The organism is Streptomyces sp. ME02-8801-2C (genome assembly GCF_033793965.1).
GTDB lineage: Bacteria > Actinomycetota > Actinomycetes > Streptomycetales > Streptomycetaceae > Streptomyces.
This window is the reverse complement of the sequence record NZ_JARAXP010000025.1, coordinates 74,523-92,961: the sequence shown is the minus strand read 5'-3', so window position 1 is coordinate 92,961 and position 18,439 is coordinate 74,523. Positions and strand designations below refer to the sequence as shown.

Sequence of the window (18,439 nt, the reverse complement as noted above, 5' to 3'; positions counted from 1 at the left end):
CCGCGAGCTACAGACACTCCTCGCCCTCTGGGCCGGCGCCTGCCCCACCTGCCACCGCGACATACCCACACACATACGAACCTGACCAAGCACTACTAGGGAGCGCACTCCCGCGCCCGGGTGAGCAGTAGGTGGCGTTCGCTTTCGTTCTGGGTCAGGGCTGCTGCTCTGAGGAATTCCGTTCTTGCTTCTGGCGTGCGGCCCAGGCGTAGGAGGAGGTCTGCTCTGACGCTGGGGAGCAAGTGGTAGTCCTGTAGGGCCGGTTCGGTTGTCAGGGTGTCGATGATCTCCAGGGCCCGGGCCGGGCCCTCGGACATCGAGATGGCCACCGCTCGGTTCAACTCCACTACCGGGGACGGGGATCGCGTGGCGAGAGCCGTGTACAGGGCGGCGATTCGGGGCCAGTCCGTGGCGTCGTAGGAGTGGGCGTGGGCGTGGCAGGCGGCGATGGCGGCCTGGAGGGCGTACGGGCCCGGGCCTGACGTTGTTGTCGTGGCGCCCGCCGCCTCCGCTCGGGCCAGGGCTGTGAAGCCTCGGGCGATCAGCATGCGGTTCCAGCGGGCGCGGTTCTGGTCCTTCAGCAGCACCGGCTCGCCCGACGGACCTGTGCGGGCCGCCGTACGGGACGCCTGGAGCTCCAACAGGGCTGTCAGCGCGTGCACTTCGGGCTCCTTGGGCATCAGGCCCGACAGCACGCGGGCCAGCCGCAGGGCGTCCTCGCAGAGGGCGGGGCGCAGCAGGTCGTCGCCGGCTGTGGCCGCGTACCCCTCGTTGAAGATCAGGTAGATGACCTCCAGGACCGAGCCGAGGCGGGCCTCGCGCTCGGGACCGTAGGGGACCTCGAAGGCGACGTTCCTCGTCGCGAGTGTGCGTTTGGCCCGGACGATGCGCTGGGCGACCGTCGCCTCGGGTACCAGGAAGGCGCGGGCGATCTCGGGGGTGGTGAGGCCGCCGAGGAGGCGGAGCGTGAGGGCGATTCGGGCCTCGGCGGACAGCACCGGGTGGCAGGCGGTGAAGACCAGGCGGAGCAGGTCGTCGTCGATGTCGTCGGGGGCGGACGGTTCGACGGGCGGGGTGGTCGTCTCCAGGCTGCGGCCGATCTCCGCCAGCTTGCGGGCGTACGTCTCACGGCGACGGACCAGGTCGACGGCGCGGTGCCTGGCGGTCGCCATGAGCCAGGCGCCCGGGTTGTCGGGGACGCCGTCGCGGGGCCACTGTTCGAGGGCGGCGACCAGGGCGTCCTGGGCCAGTTCCTCGGCGATGCCTATGTCCCGGACGGTGCGGGTGACGGCCGCGATGATGCGGGGGGACTCCAGGCGGAAGACCGTTTCGACGGACTGTTCGGTAGCGGTGTCGGAGGTCGCGGTGCCGGAGGTCGCGGTGCCGGAGGTGGGCTGCTGGGTCACAGCCCACCATCAGACACCGTCAGCGGCGATCGGCCAAGGAAGCCCTTCGCTCAGCCGCTCGGCACTTCGCTCGGCCCTTCGCTCAGCCCTCCGCGATCTCGCGCACCTCGCAGGTGACCGTCCAGTGCTCCTCGTGGACCTTCAGGAAGCGCTTGGTCCACTCCAGGGCCTCGGCCTTGTCCTTGCACTGCATGATGGCGTAACCGCCGACGACCTCCTTGGACTCGGTGAAGGGGCCGTCGGTGACCGAGATCTTGCCGTCCTGCCAGTGCACACGGGTGCCCTGCGCGGTGGGGGTGAGGCCGGCGGTGTCGAGCATCACGCCTGCCTTGGTGATCTCCTCGATCAGCTCGCCCATGCGCTGCATCAGCTCGGGGCTCGGGCCCTCGGCGGGGGCGGTCGCTTCGTCGATCTGCACAAGGGAGAGGTAGCGGGGCATGGGGTTCCTCCTTGGGCGGGGCCCGGACCTCTTCCGGGCTCTCACCTGTGCGTCGAACGGGGAGGGCCTGGATCGACACGGCTGCGGAAGTTTCTTCGGGAATTTTTCCCTGGGGTTGTTTCCGCAGCTCAGAGGCGCTGTCTCAGTGCAAGGTCGCCCACAGTTCCGCCGCCTCCGGTTCCTCGGCGACCACCCGGTTGGCGTCCGACGCCGCCGTCACCACCGGCATCGTCACCGTCGTCAGCTCGTCCGCCGACAGGCCCTGCAGGCTCTGGCCCAGGCTCATCAGTTTGCTGAGCGAGTTGAGGCCGGTGTCCGTGGTCAGGCTGGCCGTGGCCACGTCGGCGACCCTGTACAGCTTGGCCGGGCTGGTCAGGAGGTTCGTGGAGGAGATCTGCCGGAGGAGGGCCTTGACCAGTTTCTGCTGGAGGCCTATTCGGCCCAGGTCGCTGCCGTCTCCGATGCCGTGCCGGGTGCGTGCCAGGGCGAGGGCCTTGGTGCCGTCGAGGTGGTGCTCGCCCGCTTTGAGGTCGAGGTGGCTGTCGTCGTCGTGGATGTCCTCGTCCGTGGTGACCGTCACGCCGCCGAGCGCGTCCACCAGGTCCGCGAAGCCGGCGAAGTCGATCTCCAGGTAGTGGTCCATCCGGACGTTCGTCATCGACTCCACCGTCTTGACCGCGCAGACCGGGCCGCCGACCGAGTACGCCGTGTTGAACATGACCCCGGAGACCTCGGCCGTCGAACCCCCGTCCGACAGAGGGCAGGACGGGCGCGTGACCAGTGTGTCGCGCGGGATGCTCACGATCGTCGCCTTGGTGCGGCCCGCGTCGAGGTGGACGACCATCGCCGTGTCGGACCGCGCGCCCTCGCTGCTGCCGCCGCCGAGTGCCTGGTTGCGCTTGCCGCTGCGTGAGTCCGACCCCAGGACCAGGATGTTCAGCGCCTCGCTCGGCAGCGGGGTCGCCGAGGCGGACGGGCCTGCCGTCGGCAACGCCTGTGTCTTCGGCGGGCGGTTGTCGCCGAGCGCGCTGTCGATGTCGACGCTCTTGATGTTGTGGTTCAGATGCCAGTACGCGTATCCGGCGCCCATGGCTGCGAGCACCAGGGTGCCTGCCAGGGTGAAACCGACGGCCTTCAACCAGCGTGACGACCGTCGGCCCACCTTCCGGCCCACTTGTCTTCCCGCGCCCCCGTCGTCATCCGACGTCTGTTCCTCGTCTCCCGTCACACAGAGGAACGTACGTCCGAATTATTACGCGCGGGGGCGCATGAGTGGCATTCTTCGGAAAATCTCACACTTCTCGCCGGGATCAGCCCAGGGTGACCGTCGGTACGGGGTTGCTGCCGCTCCAGGTCCCGTTGAAGCCGAAGCTCACCGAACCGCCGCTCGGGACCGTCCCGTTGTACGAGGCGTTCACGCAGGTCACGGCTGCCCCGGCCTGGGTGCAGTTGGCGTTCCAGGCCTGCGTGACCTGCTGCCCCGCGCCGTACGTCCAGCTCACCTTCCACGACGACAGCGAGCGGCCCGCGGAGCAGGTGATGGTCACCTGCCCGGTGAACCCGGTGTTCCACTGACTCGGAACGCTGTACGACGCCGTGCAGCCCTCCGTCGACGGGGTGCCGCCGAACGCCTGGGCGATCGCGTAGTACGCCGGTTTCGGGGAGAAGTTCTCGGTGTACGGGGTTGCCGCGCCGTATCCGTCGAACACGTCCGGGATCCACGAGTCGGAGTCGGTGAACCCCCAGACCGTCACGCCGACGCACCTGGTCACGGCCACGCAGGCGCCCATGACGGCCTTGTAGTCGGCCGCCTGCTGGGTCAACTTGGCGTCCGTGGCGGGCAGTTGCATACGGATGTCCAGTTCCGTGATCGCCACGTCCACGCCCAGATCGGCGAACCGCTGGATGTTCTGCTGGAGGCTCGACGGGTACTGGCCGAGGATCAGGTGCGCCTGCAGGCCGACTCCGTCGATCGGAATCCCGCGCTCCTTCAGGGACTTGACCAGGTTGTAGAGGGCCGTGCTCTTCGCGTTGACGCCCTCCACGTTGTAGTCGTTGATGTAGAGCTTCGTCGTCGGGTCGGCCGCCCGGGCCCAGGTCAGGGCCTGGGCGATGTAGTCGGTGCCGAGGTTGTTCGACCAGATGGTCGAGCGGTAGGTGCCGTCCTCGTTGAAGGGCTCGTTCACCACGTCCCAGGCGGCCAACTTGCCCTTGTAGCGCGTGACTTCGGTGGTGATGTGGTCCTGGAGGATGCCGGTCAGCTGGGTCGGGGTCCAGGTGCCGTTCGTCAGCCAGCCCGGGTTTTGGCTGTGCCAGACCAGGGTGTGGCCGCGGACCTGTTGGTTGTGGGCCTGGGCGAAGTTGACTATCTGGTCGGCCTCGGTCCAGTTGTAGGTGCCGCGGGTGGGCTCCACGGACTCCCACTTCATGGCGTTGCCGGGGGTGAGGGAGTTGAACTGGGTGCCGGCGAGGTCGCCGTAGGTGCCGGTGAGTTTGTTGCCGGTTACTGCTGTGCCTATGACTTTGCCCTTGGTGGTGGCGAGGTCGCGTAGTGGGGGGTCTGCGGCGGTGGCTGTTCCGGTGCCGGTGAGGAGGAGGGTGGTGGCGGTTGCGGTGGCTGCGAGGAGGAGGGGGAGTAAGCGGTGGGGGGTTCTGGAGGGGGTCATTGGGGGTGCCTCCGAAAGTTTCGGCTGGTTGACCGATTGACTTCGGTGCAGTGTGGGGGGAGTTTTGGGGCTCGTCAATATGGTTGGGCCGGTGGGTTGGTGCGGGTGCGTTGTGGTTGTTCGCGCAGTTCCCCGCGCCCCTGAGGGGGATCGGGACCGTGGGGACGTGCGGGTGCGTTGTGGTTTTCGCGCAGTTCCCCGCGCCCCTATCAGGCCGGTGGGTTGGTGCGGGTGCGTTGTGGTTGTTCGCGCAGTTCCCCGCGCCCCTGAGGGGGGATCGGGACCGTGGGCTCGTGCGGGGGCGTTGGGGGGTTTGCGCAGTTCCCCGCGGCCCTGGAGTTGTGGTTGTTCGCGTAGTTCGGCGCGCCCCTGCTTAGGGGGCCGATGGTGGTGTTGCTGTGCTGTTTCTTACTACCAGGGTTGTGGCCAGTTCTACCCTTGTTGCGCCTGAGGTGCCGTCTTCTCGGCCCAGGTCCAGGACCAGCTTGGCTGCTGTTTCCGCCATTTCCATCAGGGGCTGGCGGATCGTTGTCAGTGGGGGGCCCACCAGGCGGGCGATCGGGAGGTCGTCGAAGCCGACGACGCTCAGGTCCTCCGGGATGCGCAGGCCGAGTTCGCGGGCGGCCTCGTACAGGCCGAGGGCCTGGAGGTCGTTGCCTGCGAAGACCGCGGTCGGGCGGTTCGGGGTGCGAAGGAGTTCGAGGCCGGCCCGGTAGCCCGTCTCGTGGTGGAAGTCGCCGACCTTGAGGAGGGCCGGGTCCACGGGGAGGCCCGCCGTTTCCAGGGCCGCGCGGTAACCGTCCACGCGGGCGCGGCTGCACATCATCCGGGAGGGGCCGCTGATCGACGCGATGCGGGTGTGGCCCAGTTCGACGAGGTGGCGGGTGGCGGCCAGGCCGCCCTGCCAGTTGGTCGCACCCACCGAGGGCACGTCGTCGCCGGGGTCGCCCGCCGGGTCCATCACCACGAACGGGATGGAACGGCTGGTCAGCAGCGCCCGCTGGGACTCGTCGAGGCCGGACAGAACGAGGATCACCCCGTGCGGGCGGCGCGCCGCGACCTGGTCGGCCCAGGTGCGGCCCGGGGTCAGACGGCCCGCGCTCTCGGAGAGGACGACGCTCAGCCCCTCCTCCCGCGCCGCGTTCTCCACACCCCGGATGACCTCCATCGCCCACGCGCTCTCCAGCTCGTGGAAGACCAGGTCGATCAGCGGAGAGCGGGTCGCCTCGGCTCGGCGGCGGCGGTAGCCGTAGGCCCGGAGCAGGTCTTCGACACGAGTGCGGGTCGCGGGTGCGACATCGGCGCGGCCGTTGAGCACCTTCGAAACAGTCGGAGCCGATACGCCTGCCTCGCGGGCGATCTCGGCGAGCGTCGCGGTCTGCGTGGACTGCGGTGTCGTCTGCGTTTCAGCGGGTTTCGGAGGTCTCATGGCGGCGATCGTATCCCTGCGTGACCTCTTGACGAAGACCTCGTCCCCTCATAAATTTCCGGAACATTCGACGTACCACCCGAAAGATTCGCGCAGAGACTCGTTCCGGTTTCGTTCAGAAGATTCGCGAGAGGTGCAGTCATGGAGTCGAACAGAGGCCGGTCCACAGGGTCCACCGGTACGGCGTTCAGCAGGCGCTGGGTGCTCGGCGCCGGTGCCTCCGCCCTGCTCACCACCGGCCTCAGCGCCTGCGGCTCCGGTGAGGGTTCGGGCAGCGGCGGGGACACGATCACCGCGTTCGTGTACGGGGACGACGCCGTGAAGGTGCAGGTCGCAGCCGTCAAGCGGTTCAACGCCTCGTCGGCGTCGAAGACGGCCAAGGGCAAGATCAAGCTGGAGAAGATTCCGGGCTCGGACTACCTGCCCAAGCTGCGTACGGCGATGGGGTCGCCCAGCGCCCCGGACGTCTTCTTCAACTGGGGTGGCGGCTCCATCAAGGCGTATCAGGAGGCGGACAAGATCGTCGACCTGACCGATGTGATCGAGAACGACCCCGTGCTGAAGAACGGCTTCCTGCCCTCTGTACTCGCCGCCGGTGACCTCAAGGGGCGGCACTACGGCATACCGATGCGCGGTATGCAGCCGGTGATCCTCTTCTACAACAAGACCGTCTTCGCCGAGCAGAAGCTCCAACCGCCCACGACCTGGGACCAGTTGCTCGACATCAACACCAAGCTGAAGAAGGCGAACATCACCCCGTTCGCCCTCGGCGGCTCCGACGTCTGGCCCGAACTGATGTGGCTGGAGTACCTGGTGGACCGTATCGGCGGCCCCGAGGTCTTCCGGCGGATCCAGGACGGCGACGCGGAGGGCTGGGGTGACCCTGCGGTCCTGAAGGCCGCCGAGATGGTGAAGGGGCTTGTCGACGACGGCGCCTTCGGCTCCAAGTTCACCTCGGTGTCGTACGTCAACGGCGGTGCCCCCGCGGTGTTCGCCAAGGGCAAGGCGGCGATGCATCTGATGGGCTCGTGGGAGTACTCGACGCAGCTCGGCAAGTTCCCCGACTTCGCCAAGTCGAGTCTGGGCTGGGCGGCCTTCCCGAAGATCGAGGACGGTTCCGGGGACGTCCGCAACGTCGTGGGCAACCCCACCAACTACTGGTCGATCAACCCCCGTACGCAGAACAGGGACGCGGCGATCGCGTTCCTCAAGGACTGCGCGTCCGAGGCCTACGCGAAGGACCTGATCGCCCTCGGCGACGTCCCGACGACCTCGAACGCCGCCGCGCTGCTGTCCTCCGCGCCGAACCCCGAGTACGCCAAGTTCCAGTACGACATGGTCCAGCAGGCGCCGGCGTTCACCCTCTCCTGGGACCAGGCGCTCGGCGACGAGCTGGGCACAAAGATGCACACGGAGATCGGCAAGCTCTTCACCGGCAAGTCGTCGCCCAGTGAGTTCGTGTCGGCCTGCAAGGGGCTGAAGTGAGCGTCGCGGACAAGACGGCCGTGGCGTCCGCCGCACGATCCGCCGGGAGCGGCAAGGTGCGGGCCGGGCGGCCCAGCGCCGTCTGGGCGCTCCCCGCGGTGCTCTTCTTCACCTTCTTCGCGGTCGTCCCGATGGCCCTGGCCTTCTATCTCTCCTTCACCAAGTGGGACGGCCTCGGCGACCCGAAACCGGTGGGCTTCGCCAACTGGCAGAAGCTGCTGGACGATCCCCGGCTGACGCAGTCGTTGGGGATCACTGTCCTGCTGACGGTGGCCAGTTGGATCTTCCAGACGGTGGTGGCGCTGCTGCTCGGGGTGTGGGCGGCAGGCCCGCAGCGCAACCGGGCCGTCCTCTCGGCGATCTTCTTCGTGCCGTTCCTGCTCTCGTCGACCGCCATCTCGGTGCTGTTCTACGCCCTGCTCGACCCGAACTTCGGCATCATCCAGAAGGACACGCTGGGCTCGTCCAGCGGCGCGTTCCTCGCGATCGTGTTCGTCGGCGGCTGGCAGTTCATCCCGTTCCACACGCTGATCTACCAGGGCGGCGCCCGCCAGATCCCCACGGTCCTCTACCAGGCGGCGGCGATCGACGGCGCGGGCCGCTACCGCCAGTTCTTCTCGATCACGCTGCCGCAACTACGGCACACCATCACCACGTCGACCGTGCTGATCGTCGTCGGCTCACTCACCTACTTCGAGACGGTCCTGATCCTGACCAAGGGCGGCCCGGGCACGGACACGGCGATCCTCCCGTACCTGATGTACGAAGCGGGCTTCAAGACGTACGACTTCGGCTATGCGAGCGCCATCGCGTCCGCGCTCGTCCTGGCCGCCACGGGCCTGTCCCTGATCCTCGTACGACTGACCGGTTTCGGCGGCATGCGCAGTACGCGTGAAGGGATGTGACGGAGTGTCGAACGACACGCTTCCCCGCCCCACGACCGCCGAGAAGCGTCCGGAGCAGCCGGGGCGGCGGCCCGACGGACGGCGTCGCAAGCACTGGACGAAGCGCGCCAACCCGCTCGCGGGCCTCGGTTCGATCGTCTGGCTGGTGATCGTCCTCGTCCCGATCTACGCCATGGTCTCCGCCTCGCTCACCGGCCCCGACCAGGCCCTCACCGGCAACCCCCTGAAACCGCCCACCGATCCGACCCTCGACAACTACAACACCGTCCTCCACTCGGGCTTCTGGCATCTGCTGAGCAACACGGTGATCGTCGCCGTCACGGTCGTCGCCATCGTCCTCGGGCTGTGTGTTCCGCTGGCGTACGTGGCCGTGCGCACCCGCACCCGGTGGTCGGGGGCGGCCTTCCGGCTGTTCCTGCTCGGGGTCGCCATCCCCGCACAGGCGGTGGTGGTCCCTCTCTATCTGCTGATCGCCAAACTCGACCTGTACGACAGCCTGTTGGCGGTGATCCTGCCGACGGCGGCGTTCGCGATGCCGGTCTCGGTGCTGGTCCTCACCGGCACCCTGCGGGACATCTCGGAGGACCTGTACGAGGCGATGGCCCTCGACGGCGCCTCCCCGCTGCGCATGCTGTTCCAGCTGACCATCCCCTTGGCCAAGGGCGGCATCAGCACCGTCGTGATCTACGCGTCCCTGCAGGCCTGGAACGGCTTCCTCTTCCCCCTGATCTTCACCCAGTCCGACGAACCCCGCGTCCTCACCCTCGGCCTCTTCAACTTCGTGAGCCAGTTCGGCGTGAACATCCCCGCCCTGCTCGCGTCGGTCGTCCTCTCCGGCGTCCCGATCTTCGCCGTCTATCTGGTGGCCCGGCGCGCACTGGTCGGCGGTCTGATGGGCGTGGGCGGCAAGTGACCCGGCGGCCGGTGAACCCCCCTTCCCTGACAGGAGTTTCATGACCACGGCTCCCTGGCGTGACCGCGCCCTGTCCGCCGACGCCCGCGTCGCCGACCTGCTCTCCCGGATGACCCTGGAGGAGAAGACGGCCCAGTTGTACGGCGTGTGGGTGGGCGCCTCGGCGGACGGACGCGACGTCGCCCCGCACCAGCACGACATGACCGCCGACTACGAGTGGGACGAGCTGATCACCCGAGGTCTGGGCCAGCTCACCCGCCCCTTCGGTACGGCCCCCGTGGACCCGACGCTGGGCGCGCAGGCGCTGGCCCGCGCCCAGCGTCGCATCGCCGACGCGGGCCGCTTCGGCATCCCGGCGCTCGCCCACGAGGAGTGCCTCGCGGGCTTCACCGCCTGGCGCGCGACGGCGTACCCGGTCCCGCTGGCCTGGGGCGCCACCTTCCACCCCGAGCTGGTCGAGGAGATGGCGGCCCGCATCGGCCACGACCTCGCCTCGGTCGGCGTGCACCAGGGCCTCGCCCCGGTCCTGGACGTCGTACGGGATGCGCGCTGGGGCCGGGTGGAGGAGACGATCGGTGAGGACCCGTATCTGGTGGGGACGATCGGGTCGGCGTATGTGCGGGGCCTGGAGTCGGCCGGGATCGTCGCCACGCTGAAGCACTTCGCGGGGTACGCGTCCTCTGCGGGCGCCCGCAATCTGGCGCCGGTGCGGGCGGGCGTACGGGAGTTCGCGGATGTGACCCTTCCCCCGTTCGAGATGGCGTTGCGCGAGGGCGGGGCGCGCTCGGTGATGGCCGCCTACAACGAGACGGACGGTGTACCGGCCTCGGCCGACGCGCGTCTGCTCACACAACTCCTGCGCGAGGACTGGGGGTTCACGGGCACGGTCGTGTCGGACTACTTCGGCATCGGCTTCCTGGAGTCCCTGCACCGGGTGGCCGGTACGCCGGCCGAGGCGGCCCAGGTCGCCCTGGCGGCCGGCATCGATGTCGAGCTGCCGTCGATCCGCAGCTACGGCGACGCGCTGGTGGCGGCGGTACGGGCGGGGGACGTACCGGAGTCGCTGGTGGACCGGGCGGCGCACCGCGTCCTGACGCAGAAGTGTGAGCTGGGCCTCCTGGACGAGGACTGGCGGCCGGAGCCGGACGGTGGGCCGATCGACCTGGACTCGGCCGGGAACAGGGCGCTGGCCCGGCGACTGGCCGAGGAGTCGGTGGTGCTGCTGGACAACCCGGACGGGCTGCTCCCGCTGGCCCCGGACACCCGGATCGCGGTGGTCGGGCCACGGGCGACGGACGCACTGGCGATGCTGGGCTGCTACTCCTTCCCCTCGCATGTCCTGCCCAGCCATCCGGAGATCCCGGCCGGTGTGGAGATCCCCACGCTCCTGGACTCGCTGCGTGCCGAACTCCCGGACGCCAAGGTGACGTTCGCGCAGGGCTGCGACACCTCGGAGCCGGGCACCGAGGGCTTCGAGGAGGCGGTGGCACGGACCGCCGAGGCGGATGTGTGCGTGGCGGTACTGGGCGACCGGGCCGGCCTGTTCGGCGGGGGCACGTCGGGCGAGGGCTGCGATGTGGCGGAGCTGCAACTGCCGGGCGTACAGGCCGAGTTGCTGGACGCGCTGGTGTCGACGGGCGTCCCGGTGGTGCTGGTGCTGCTCACCGGCCGGCCGTACGCGCTGGGCCGCTGGCACGGTCGGCTGGCGGCGGTGGTGCAGGCGTTCTTCCCCGGGGAGGAGGGCGGGCCCGCGGTGGCGGGCGTGCTGTCGGGCCGGGTCACGCCGTCGGGGCGGCTGCCGGTGAGTGTGCCGAGGGAGCGCGGGGGCCAGCCGTGGACGTACCTCCAGCCGCCGCTGGGTCTCGCGGGCGGGGTGAGCAGCCTGGACCCGACACCGCTGTACCCGTTCGGGCACGGGCTGTCGTACACCTCTTTCGCCTGGGAGGACTTCGCGGGCGAGGGGGGCGAGGCGGCGGAGATCGGGACGGACGGGTCGTACGACGTGTCGGTGACCGTTCGCAACACCGGCGAGCGGGCCGGAGCGGAGGTCGTGCAGCTGTATCTGCACGACCCGGTGGCATCGGTGACCCGGCCGGACGTGCGCCTGATCGGTTACCAGCGGCTGGAGTTGGCGCCGGGTACGGCACGTCGGGTGACGTTCCGGTTCCACGCGGAGCTGTCGGCGTTCACGGACCGCGAGGGGCGCAGGATCGTCGAACCCGGGGTGCTGGAGCTGCGGTTGGGTGCGTCCAGCGCTGACGTACGGCATACGGCTCGGGTGCGGATCGTGGGCGAGGTGAGGGAGTTGGGGACGGACCGGCGGCTGCGGTGCGAGACGGAGGTCGGGCCGTAGGGCCTGTCGTCAAATTCCCGTCGTCCGCCCGAAGTGCGGGCCTCGCGGCGGCAGGTGCGTGCTCTCGGCGTGCCGGACGCAGGCCCTCGTACTGGTTGTACGTGGGTCTGTGTCCGGTGCGGCGAGAGGGCGTGCATGGCGTCGCGAGGCAGGCGGGAATTTGACGACAGGCCCTACCGCCTGTCCCCTCTGTTACGGCACGGCGGGGCCGTCCAGGTAGCGGCCCTGCGTGTCGTACGGCCAGGCGTTGGACACACAGCCCTTGAGGCCGTCGATCTGCTGCATCATCGCGGGCGCGGGGAGACCCGGCCCCGGGCAGGTCAGATGCCCTCGGCCCAGATAGTGGCCGACCTCGTGGTTGACGATCAGGGCGCGGTACTCGACCGGCGGCCCGTCGAACTCGGGGGAACCGAGCTGCCAGCGCTTGAGGTTGATCACCACGGACTCGCCTGTGCGGCAGTTGACCTCGCCGATGTGGTCCGCCTGCTGCACGTTGCACAGCCTGTCCGTGGTGGTCGCGGTGGCGATCTTGAACGTCAACTCTGCTTCGGGGCCGGTGACTTGGCGGAAGGTGGCGCCTGCCCGGCCCCAGCCACGCCGGTCACCCAGGATGGCGCCGATCTGCCGGGCCGCGTCCGCCGGGTCGACGCCCGCGCCGTCCTCGACCTGGACGCGGAAAGGGGTTCCCGAGGCGGGACCGGTGACGGTGAGCGGGGCCGTGGCGAAGGTGCCGGGGCCGGAGGCGGGGACGGTGGGCTGCGAGGACCCCTTTCCCGAGCCGCTCCCCGCACCCTTGCCCGACCCGGAAGTACCGCTGGCTGACGGCGACTTGGGCGTCGTGGGGGCCTTGGGGGTCTTGGGCGCCTTCGGGGACGCGGCTGACCCGGAGGGGTCGGTGGAACCGGCGGGCGTGGAATCGTCGGGGAGGGGGCCCGTACCGTCCGTCCCCGCGTCCGGAGAGGGATTGGTCGGCGTCCGGACCGCCTCAGTGGAACGGCCCTGCGACCCCCGCGACACGTTGTCGGGCAGCAGCCGGGGCAGCAGCATCGGCACGACTGCCGTACCGAGCGCGGCGAGGCAGACGGTGGCGCCGATCGCCCCGAGCCGTTTTCGCTGCTTGCGCCGCCGCCGTAACGCGGCCGTGCGGCGCGTCACGTTCGCGGCACGTCGTTGCTCACTCATTGCGAACCGCCTGTCGTGCTGTTGCTGTCGGTGCTGTCCGGGTCGCTCACCGAGGAAGGCTCGACCGCCGCCCTCTGGGCGTCGGACGGCTCGTCGTCGGAGGTCTGGGGGACGGAGGCCTGCGGCGTGGGCTGCGTCGTGGCGGGCGGGGCGAGGGATGCCGCGCTCTCCGGGTTGGTCGGCTGGTGGTCCGCGTCGGCCAACACCTGTTCCTTCATCTCGGTCACCACCTCGGCCAGGACGGCCGAGGAGCCCGCCGCCTCCACCAACTGGTCGGGGGTCACGGGAGGGGAGAGCCCGAGGGAGCGGTCCGGGTCGACGGTCAGCTTCACGGTGCTCTCCGCGTAGCGGTAGCTGACGCTGAGGGACTGGCCGCCCAACAGGGCACCGCCCGCCACGACGACCCGCGCCTCGGTCCGGTCGGGCAGCCACGCCGTATGGCAGGTCATGGCCTTCTCGGACGGGTTCGGGCAATCGGCCAGGGGGGTCGCCCCGAGCACGACCTGCAAGCTCACGGGGAAGGTGTGTCCGTCGATCCGGCCCGCGAAGCGGCCCGCGTCGTCCACGGAGACGGTCCCGATCAGGTCGCCCAGCGCCCGGGTCAGCACCTTGGCCGTGCGTGCCCGCTGGGCGGCCTGCGCTGGTTCTGTGGCCACGGGCACCGGCGCTGTCGTGGCCGCCGGCGAAGGCGTCGTGGAGGGGACGGCGGGCGGTGCGACCGCCGGGATGACCGGCGCGGACGCGTGGTTGCCCAGACCGCCGAGCACGGCCGAGCCGACACCCCCGATCGCGAGGACCCCCAACACCGCGCCGGCGACGGCGGCCCGCGCCCGGACCCGGCGGCGCCCACCGATGCGTACCGCCTCGTCCGTCAGATCGGGCAGCATGGGGAGACCGGCGGCGGCCTGCTCCATCAGATCTCTCAGCTCCCCGACGAGTTCGTCATCGGGTCCGGCGTCCGGCGCGGGCCCGTGCGGGCGGCCGGGTGGCGTGTCGTACACGGAGGTTCCTCTCAGCGCTGGGCGGTTCAGTACTCGGCGGTGTACACATGGGCCTCGCCCAGGACCGCGCGCAGCCGGGTCAGGGAGCGGGAACACTGGCTCTTGACCGTGGACTCGCTGCACCGCAGCTGCTCGGCGACCTCCGCGACGCTCAGGTCCTCCCAGTAGCGCAGGACGACCATCGCCCTTGCGCGGGGCGGGAGTTCGGCGAGCGCTGCCATGAGGGTGACGCGCAGCTCGGGTCTGGACACGGCGGGCGCGGGGTCGGGGCGGGCATGGGCGAGCAGGTCGCGCAGCCGGCGCCGGCGCTCGTGCAGGAACAGCCGGGTCAGGACGGTACGGGCGTAGGCGTCGAGGTGTTCGGCGCGGCTCGCGCGGGCCCAGTGCTGGAAGAGACGGGCCAGCGTGGACTGGACCAGGTCACGGGCGTGCTCGCGGTCGCCGCTGAGCAGATACGCCGTCCGGTACAGGCGTTGCCGCCCCGCCCTCGCGTACTCCTCGAAGTCCCGCTGCCGGACCGTCGCCGACATCCACCCTCCCTCTCCCCGTTGTGCGTATGGCCGTTGCTGCCACGTGTCTCATACGCATCACGCCCCTCACACGCCTCACAGGTCTCTGTCTCACCTGTTCTTGAGCGCGTTCGGGGCGGAAAGGTTGAAGGGATCTGCGAACATTTTTTCGGCCGCCTGCTCAGCCAGTACGTTCGTCCCCCGTCGAGAGGAACCTGCGCACATAGGCGTCCGGTGGGAGCCCGCTCTCCCGCATCAGGGAGAACACCTCGGCGCCCTCTTCCGGGGAGTCGAACATCGCGTACGCCTCGGCGAAGTCCGTGTACTCGACTCCCTCCAGGCCCTCGCAGTACGCGGCTGCCTCCGCCTCGCCACGGGCGATCGCCTCGTCCAGGGAACGGGCCACCCACAGGGTCACCCTCTCCTCGTACACCCCCAGAGGCAGATGGCGGAAAACGCACCGGACCCCGTACCAGGACGGTTCGTTCGTGTCACTCATGGCCGTGAGGTGACGTTTCTTCTCCGCGCCGACCAGCCACATACCGCTGAGCGATGGTCGCGCAGATCAGAGCCACGGGCAGGGAGGCCAGCCGCCAGTCGTCCGGCAGCAGCCAGGCCGAGAGCGCACCGAAGACGACCAGGACCAGCACCAGAACGACTCGGTCACGGCGCGGCGGGGCCGCGCCCTTCTTCGTCCACATGACCCCGGCCGTCCGCCCCGCCATGAGGAGACAGGCCACCAGGGTGAGCGGCCAGATCCAGGCGGGTGCGTCGGGAAAGGCGACAGGGGTGAGTCCCGCCAGGGCCGACAAGGCCGTCCAGAGGGCGAGCCGTGCCCACAGGAGCGTCCAGGGGTTGGTCGGGCGGGCGTGGACGAGGCGCCCGCGCAGGGAGTCCGGATAGGGGGACATCACTCACCCACCACCTCAAACCGCCACCGATGCACCGCCCGCGCCACCAACCCCGCGTCCGGCTCCGGCAGTTCGGGCAGGTCGGCGTCGAACTCCGCGTCCCACCACGTGATGACGAGGACCCGGTCCCCCGGAGCCCGGAGCGTCTCCCGGCGCACCGGTGGCGCCGGCAGTGCCTGCGCCCGTGCCCAGGCGAGGAGTTCGTCGGCGCGTCCCTCGGCGGCCCGGGCCTCCCACATCAACGCGACGGTCACGTGTACAGGTTCCCCTCACTCACCGCATGTGAATGGCCGGGCACGTGCGGGTCGGTCACCGGCAGCGAGGAGTCGGCCGACAGGCCCCAGTCGGAGGCGGGCCTGCCCCGCGCGACCATCTCCGCGCCCAGCGCCGCCACCATCGCGCCGTTGTCCGTGCACAACTTGGGCCGGGGCACCCGGAGTCGGATACCGGCCGCCTCGCAGCGCTCCTGGGCGAGTGCCCGCAGCCGCGAGTTCGCGGCCACGCCCCCGCCGATCATCAGGTGGTCGACGCCCTCGTCCTTGCAGGCCCGCACCGCCTTCCGGGTGAGCACGTCGACGACCGCCTCCTGGAAGGACGCCGAGACATCACGCACCGGCACCTCCTCCCCCGCCGCCCGCTTCGCCTCGATCCAGCGGGCCACGGCCGTCTTGAGCCCGGAGAAGGAGAAGTCGTACGCCGGGTCGCGCGGCCCGGTCAGCCCGCGCGGGAACGCGATGGCCTTCGGGTCGCCCTCGCGCGCGTACCGGTCGATGACCGGACCGCCGGGGAAGCCCAGGTTCAGCACGCGCGCGATCTTGTCGAAGGCCTCGCCCGCCGCGTCGTCGATGGTCGCGCCCATGGGCCGTACGTCGGAGGTGATGTCCGAGGAGAGCAGCAGCGAGGAGTGCCCGCCGGAGACCAGCAGGGCCATCGTCGGCTCGGGCAGCGGCCCGTGCTCCAGCTGGTCGACGCAGATGTGCGAGGCGAGATGGTTCACGCCGTACAGCGGCTTGCCGAGGGCGTAGGCGTACGCCTTCGCCGCCGAGACCCCGACCAGCAGGGCGCCCGCGAGCCCGGGACCTGCGGTGACGGCGATGCCGTCGAGGTCCTTCGCGCTGACGCCGGCCTCCTTCAGCGCCCGCTCGATGGTCGGCACCATGGCCTCGAGGTGCGCGCGCGAGGCGACCTCGGGCACGACACCCCCGAACCGGGCGTGCTCGTCGACGCTGGACGCGATGGCGTCCGCGAGCAGCGTCGTCCCCCGGACGATCCCGACGCCCGTCTCGTCGCAGGAGGTCTCGATGCCGAGGACGAGCGGCACGTCCTTGGAGTCAGCCATTGCTCTCGGTTCCTTGTACGTCGTTGATTTCGTGTGCGTCGTCGGGCTCCGGCACGTCGGTCTCCCGCGCCGGCAGCGACGCCGCCGGGTCGCGCAGCCGCATCACCAGGGCGTCCACGTTCCCCGGCTGGTAGTAGCCGCGCCGGAACCCGATGGGCTCGAAGCCGAACCTCTCGTACAGCTTCTGCGCGCGCACGTTGTCCACCCGGCACTCGAGCATCACCTCGGCGCACTCGAACGCGGTCGCGGCCCGCAGCAGCTCGGTCAGCAGCACGGCACCGAGGCCGGTCCCCCAGTGCTCGCGGGCGACGGCGATCGTCTGTACGTCGGCCACGTCCCCGGCGGCGGCGAGCCCCCCGTACCCGATGATCCGCCTGCCCGCCTCAGCGCTCTCTTCCTCGGCGACGTAGTACCGCCGGGTCGCCTGCGGCCCGCGCGCATGGGCCAGGTCCGACCAGAACATGCCCCGCGACCAGGCGTCCTCGGGGAAGAGGTCCTTCTCCAGCTCCAGCACGGGCTCGATGTCCCACCAGCGCATCTCGCGCAGCACGGCAGTCGTCACTTGGGGGTGACCACCTTGTAGTTCTTGGGGACCTGGGCGTCGGGACGGCGCAGGTAGAGCGGCCGGGGGGCCGGGAGTTCGATTCCCGCCGCCAGCCGTTCGGCGGCCAGGGAGGCGAGGGCCGCCGCGGAGACGTGCTCGGGCGCGTGCGCGCTCGGGAAGGCGTCCGGGTAGAGCAGGGCACCCGCGCCGACGGCCGGCAGGCCCGCGACCTGCTCGGCGATGTCCGCCGGCCGGTCGACGGACGGCTCGCTCACCCTCGTACGGGAGTCGCTGTAGCGCGCCCAGTAGACCTCCTTGCGGCGGGCGTCGGTCGCCACGACGAAGGGGCCCTCCGGGACGTCGGCGGCGTACGCGAGGCCGTCCAGCGTGCAGACGCCGTGTACGGGGACGCCGAGCGCGAGTCCGAAGGTGTCGGCGGTCATCAGGCCGACGCGCAGCCCGGTGTAGGGGCCGGGGCCGATGCCGACGACGACGCCGGTGACGGCGTCGAGGCCCGTGCCCGCCTCGGCGAGGATCCGGTCGACGGCGGGCAGCAGCAGTTCCCCGTGCCGGCGGGCGTCGACCTGGCTCGACGCGGCGACGACGGCCGTCCCGTCGTGCAGGGCGACCGTGACGGCCGGGGTGGCGGTATCCAGAGCGAGCAAGAGCACGCGAACAGCCTACGGCGCCCGCGCCCCCCGTACGGCCGCACAGGTCAGCGGTACGGCTGCTGCTACCGTCGCCACAAAACGGGACGTACGAGACGAAGAGGTGGGGCGCTGGTGACCAGGAGCAGCTCGGGATTCGTGGCCGGGCTCACCGCGGCGGCTCTCGCCGGGATCGGCTACCTCGCCTATCAGGCCTCGGCGAACGTCCCGCAGCGCCCGGGTACCGAGCGCCTGTCCTCCTCGACGCCGGTGACCACCTCGAGGGTCCCCCGGGACATCCGGCACCCGAACGCGCTGCCGGCCGGCTCGGGCGCCGGCAGGCGGGTCGTGTACTCGCTGGAGGACGACCGGGTGTGGCTGGTCGGCGCGGACAACAGGGCGCGCCGCTCGTTCGGCGTCACGCCGGGCACGGTCGATCCGGCGCCGGGCAGCTATCTGGTCACGTCCCGCTCCATCTCGATCACGGGCACGGACGGCATCCCGATCGAGCACGTCGTGCGGTTCACGGGCGTGGAGGGTGTGGCCATCGGCTTCAGCGCGGCGGTGGACGGCTCGGCCCCGCAGGCCGACCCGGAGGTGCGCACCGGCGGCATCCGGGAGACGCGGCCGGACGGGCGGGCGATGTGGGAGTTCGCGATGACCGGCGAGAAGGTCGTCGTGATCCGCTAGGCCCTGACGACAGGCCCTAC

General features: G+C 70.4%; 19 protein-coding genes. 5 read left to right on the top strand and 14 right to left on the bottom strand.

The window, feature by feature from the left end; genetic code table 11:
* Positions 1–95: 95 nt before the first annotated feature.
* The 5 genes from PV396_RS41310 to PV396_RS41290 form a co-directional block, all read right to left on the bottom strand.
* On the bottom strand, positions 96–1,406 hold the full coding sequence (locus PV396_RS41310) for an RNA polymerase sigma factor (RefSeq protein ID WP_416071570.1): 1,311 nt from the start codon (positions 1,404–1,406) through the stop codon (positions 96–98).
* Positions 1,407–1,488: 82 nt separating this feature from the next.
* A complete protein-coding gene (locus tag PV396_RS41305; RefSeq protein WP_319213487.1) occupies positions 1,489–1,845 on the bottom strand; it encodes a YciI family protein in 357 nt (118 codons plus the stop codon).
* A 142-nt stretch (positions 1,846–1,987) separates the two neighbouring features.
* Positions 1,988–3,073, bottom strand: coding sequence for an LCP family protein (locus PV396_RS41300; protein ID WP_319213486.1), 1,086 nt, complete (start codon positions 3,071–3,073; stop codon positions 1,988–1,990).
* 82 nt (positions 3,074–3,155) lie between these two features.
* On the bottom strand, positions 3,156–4,511 hold the full coding sequence (locus PV396_RS41295; protein ID WP_319213485.1) for an endo-1,4-beta-xylanase: 1,356 nt from the start codon (positions 4,509–4,511) through the stop codon (positions 3,156–3,158).
* Between the two features lie 373 nt (positions 4,512–4,884).
* Positions 4,885–5,940, bottom strand: coding sequence for a LacI family DNA-binding transcriptional regulator (locus PV396_RS41290; protein ID WP_319213484.1), 1,056 nt, complete (start codon positions 5,938–5,940; stop codon positions 4,885–4,887).
* 141 nt (positions 5,941–6,081) lie between these two features.
* On the opposite strand from PV396_RS41290, the gene PV396_RS41285 reads away from it, so the two are divergent.
* The 4 genes from PV396_RS41285 to PV396_RS41270 are packed head-to-tail and all read left to right on the top strand — an operon-like array spanning position 6,082 to position 11,596.
* Positions 6,082–7,425 carry an ABC transporter substrate-binding protein gene (locus PV396_RS41285; protein ID WP_319213483.1) on the top strand — a complete coding sequence of 448 codons (1,344 nt, stop codon included), beginning with the start codon at positions 6,082–6,084 and terminating at the stop codon, positions 7,423–7,425.
* Positions 7,426–7,445: 20 nt separating this feature from the next.
* Complete coding sequence (locus PV396_RS41280; protein ID WP_319213495.1) at positions 7,446–8,330, top strand: sugar ABC transporter permease; 885 nt, start codon at positions 7,446–7,448, stop codon at positions 8,328–8,330.
* A 4-nt stretch (positions 8,331–8,334) separates the two neighbouring features.
* A complete protein-coding gene (locus PV396_RS41275; RefSeq protein WP_319213482.1) occupies positions 8,335–9,243 on the top strand; it encodes a carbohydrate ABC transporter permease in 909 nt (302 codons plus the stop codon).
* Between the two features lie 40 nt (positions 9,244–9,283).
* Positions 9,284–11,596 carry a glycoside hydrolase family 3 N-terminal domain-containing protein gene (locus tag PV396_RS41270; protein WP_319213481.1) on the top strand — a complete coding sequence of 771 codons (2,313 nt, stop codon included), beginning with the start codon at positions 9,284–9,286 and terminating at the stop codon, positions 11,594–11,596.
* Positions 11,597–11,788: 192 nt separating this feature from the next.
* Here the strand turns inward: PV396_RS41270 and PV396_RS41265 are convergent, their stop codons facing one another.
* The 9 genes from PV396_RS41265 to tsaB all read right to left on the bottom strand — a co-directional run bounded on the left by PV396_RS41265 (position 11,789) and on the right by tsaB (position 17,753).
* The gene (locus PV396_RS41265; RefSeq protein WP_319213480.1) at positions 11,789–12,778 is read right to left on the bottom strand and encodes a DUF3152 domain-containing protein; all 990 of its coding nucleotides are present in this window, start codon (positions 12,776–12,778) and stop codon (positions 11,789–11,791) included.
* Complete coding sequence (locus tag PV396_RS41260) at positions 12,775–13,779, bottom strand: hypothetical protein (RefSeq protein ID WP_319213479.1); 1,005 nt, start codon at positions 13,777–13,779, stop codon at positions 12,775–12,777. The genes PV396_RS41265 and PV396_RS41260 overlap by 4 nt, the downstream gene beginning before the upstream one ends.
* Positions 13,780–13,805: 26 nt before the next feature.
* Positions 13,806–14,309, bottom strand: coding sequence for a SigE family RNA polymerase sigma factor (locus tag PV396_RS41255; protein ID WP_319213478.1), 504 nt, complete (start codon positions 14,307–14,309; stop codon positions 13,806–13,808).
* Positions 14,310–14,469: 160 nt separating this feature from the next.
* Positions 14,470–14,787: a hypothetical protein gene (locus PV396_RS41250; protein ID WP_319213477.1), complete on the bottom strand. Its 318-nt coding sequence runs from the start codon at positions 14,785–14,787 to the stop codon at positions 14,470–14,472.
* The gene (locus PV396_RS41245) at positions 14,780–15,199 is read right to left on the bottom strand and encodes a hypothetical protein (protein ID WP_319213476.1); all 420 of its coding nucleotides are present in this window, start codon (positions 15,197–15,199) and stop codon (positions 14,780–14,782) included. Before PV396_RS41245 ends, PV396_RS41250 begins: the two co-directional genes overlap by 8 nt.
* The gene (locus PV396_RS41240; protein WP_319213475.1) at positions 15,199–15,453 is read right to left on the bottom strand and encodes a hypothetical protein; all 255 of its coding nucleotides are present in this window, start codon (positions 15,451–15,453) and stop codon (positions 15,199–15,201) included. Before PV396_RS41240 ends, PV396_RS41245 begins: the two co-directional genes overlap by 1 nt.
* Positions 15,450–16,538, bottom strand: coding sequence for a tRNA (adenosine(37)-N6)-threonylcarbamoyltransferase complex transferase subunit TsaD (gene tsaD, locus PV396_RS41235; protein ID WP_319213474.1), 1,089 nt, complete (start codon positions 16,536–16,538; stop codon positions 15,450–15,452). Before tsaD ends, PV396_RS41240 begins: the two co-directional genes overlap by 4 nt.
* Positions 16,531–17,076: a ribosomal protein S18-alanine N-acetyltransferase gene (gene rimI, locus PV396_RS41230; protein WP_319213494.1), complete on the bottom strand. Its 546-nt coding sequence runs from the start codon at positions 17,074–17,076 to the stop codon at positions 16,531–16,533. Before rimI ends, tsaD begins: the two co-directional genes overlap by 8 nt.
* Before the next feature lie 20 nt (positions 17,077–17,096).
* Positions 17,097–17,753 (bottom strand): tRNA (adenosine(37)-N6)-threonylcarbamoyltransferase complex dimerization subunit type 1 TsaB, encoded by a 657-nt coding sequence (gene tsaB, locus PV396_RS41225; RefSeq protein ID WP_319213473.1) that lies wholly within the window; start codon positions 17,751–17,753, stop codon positions 17,097–17,099.
* Positions 17,754–17,864: 111 nt separating this feature from the next.
* Between tsaB and PV396_RS41220 the strand changes: the two genes are divergently transcribed.
* On the top strand, positions 17,865–18,419 hold the full coding sequence (locus tag PV396_RS41220; protein WP_319213472.1) for a hypothetical protein: 555 nt from the start codon (positions 17,865–17,867) through the stop codon (positions 18,417–18,419).
* Positions 18,420–18,439 lie beyond the last annotated feature (20 nt).

Excerpts from the sequence above, each read along its gene's own strand:
- PV396_RS41305 (WP_319213487.1), bottom strand. The coding sequence starts at position 1,845 with ATGCCCCGCTACCTCTCCCTTGTGCAGATCGACGAAGCGACCGCCCCC.
- PV396_RS41295 (WP_319213485.1), bottom strand. The coding sequence starts at position 4,511 with ATGACCCCCTCCAGAACCCCCCACCGCTTACTCCCCCTCCTCCTCGCA.
- PV396_RS41290 (WP_319213484.1), bottom strand. The coding sequence starts at position 5,940 with ATGAGACCTCCGAAACCCGCTGAAACGCAGACGACACCGCAGTCCACG.
- PV396_RS41285 (WP_319213483.1), top strand. The coding sequence starts at position 6,082 with ATGGAGTCGAACAGAGGCCGGTCCACAGGGTCCACCGGTACGGCGTTC.
- PV396_RS41270 (WP_319213481.1), top strand. The coding sequence starts at position 9,284 with ATGACCACGGCTCCCTGGCGTGACCGCGCCCTGTCCGCCGACGCCCGC.
- PV396_RS41265 (WP_319213480.1), bottom strand. The coding sequence starts at position 12,778 with ATGAGTGAGCAACGACGTGCCGCGAACGTGACGCGCCGCACGGCCGCG.
- PV396_RS41255 (WP_319213478.1), bottom strand. The coding sequence starts at position 14,309 with ATGTCGGCGACGGTCCGGCAGCGGGACTTCGAGGAGTACGCGAGGGCG.
- PV396_RS41250 (WP_319213477.1), bottom strand. The coding sequence starts at position 14,787 with ATGAGTGACACGAACGAACCGTCCTGGTACGGGGTCCGGTGCGTTTTC.
- PV396_RS41245 (WP_319213476.1), bottom strand. The coding sequence starts at position 15,199 with ATGTCCCCCTATCCGGACTCCCTGCGCGGGCGCCTCGTCCACGCCCGC.
- tsaD (WP_319213474.1), bottom strand. The coding sequence starts at position 16,538 with ATGGCTGACTCCAAGGACGTGCCGCTCGTCCTCGGCATCGAGACCTCC.
- rimI (WP_319213494.1), bottom strand. The coding sequence starts at position 17,076 with ATGCGCTGGTGGGACATCGAGCCCGTGCTGGAGCTGGAGAAGGACCTC.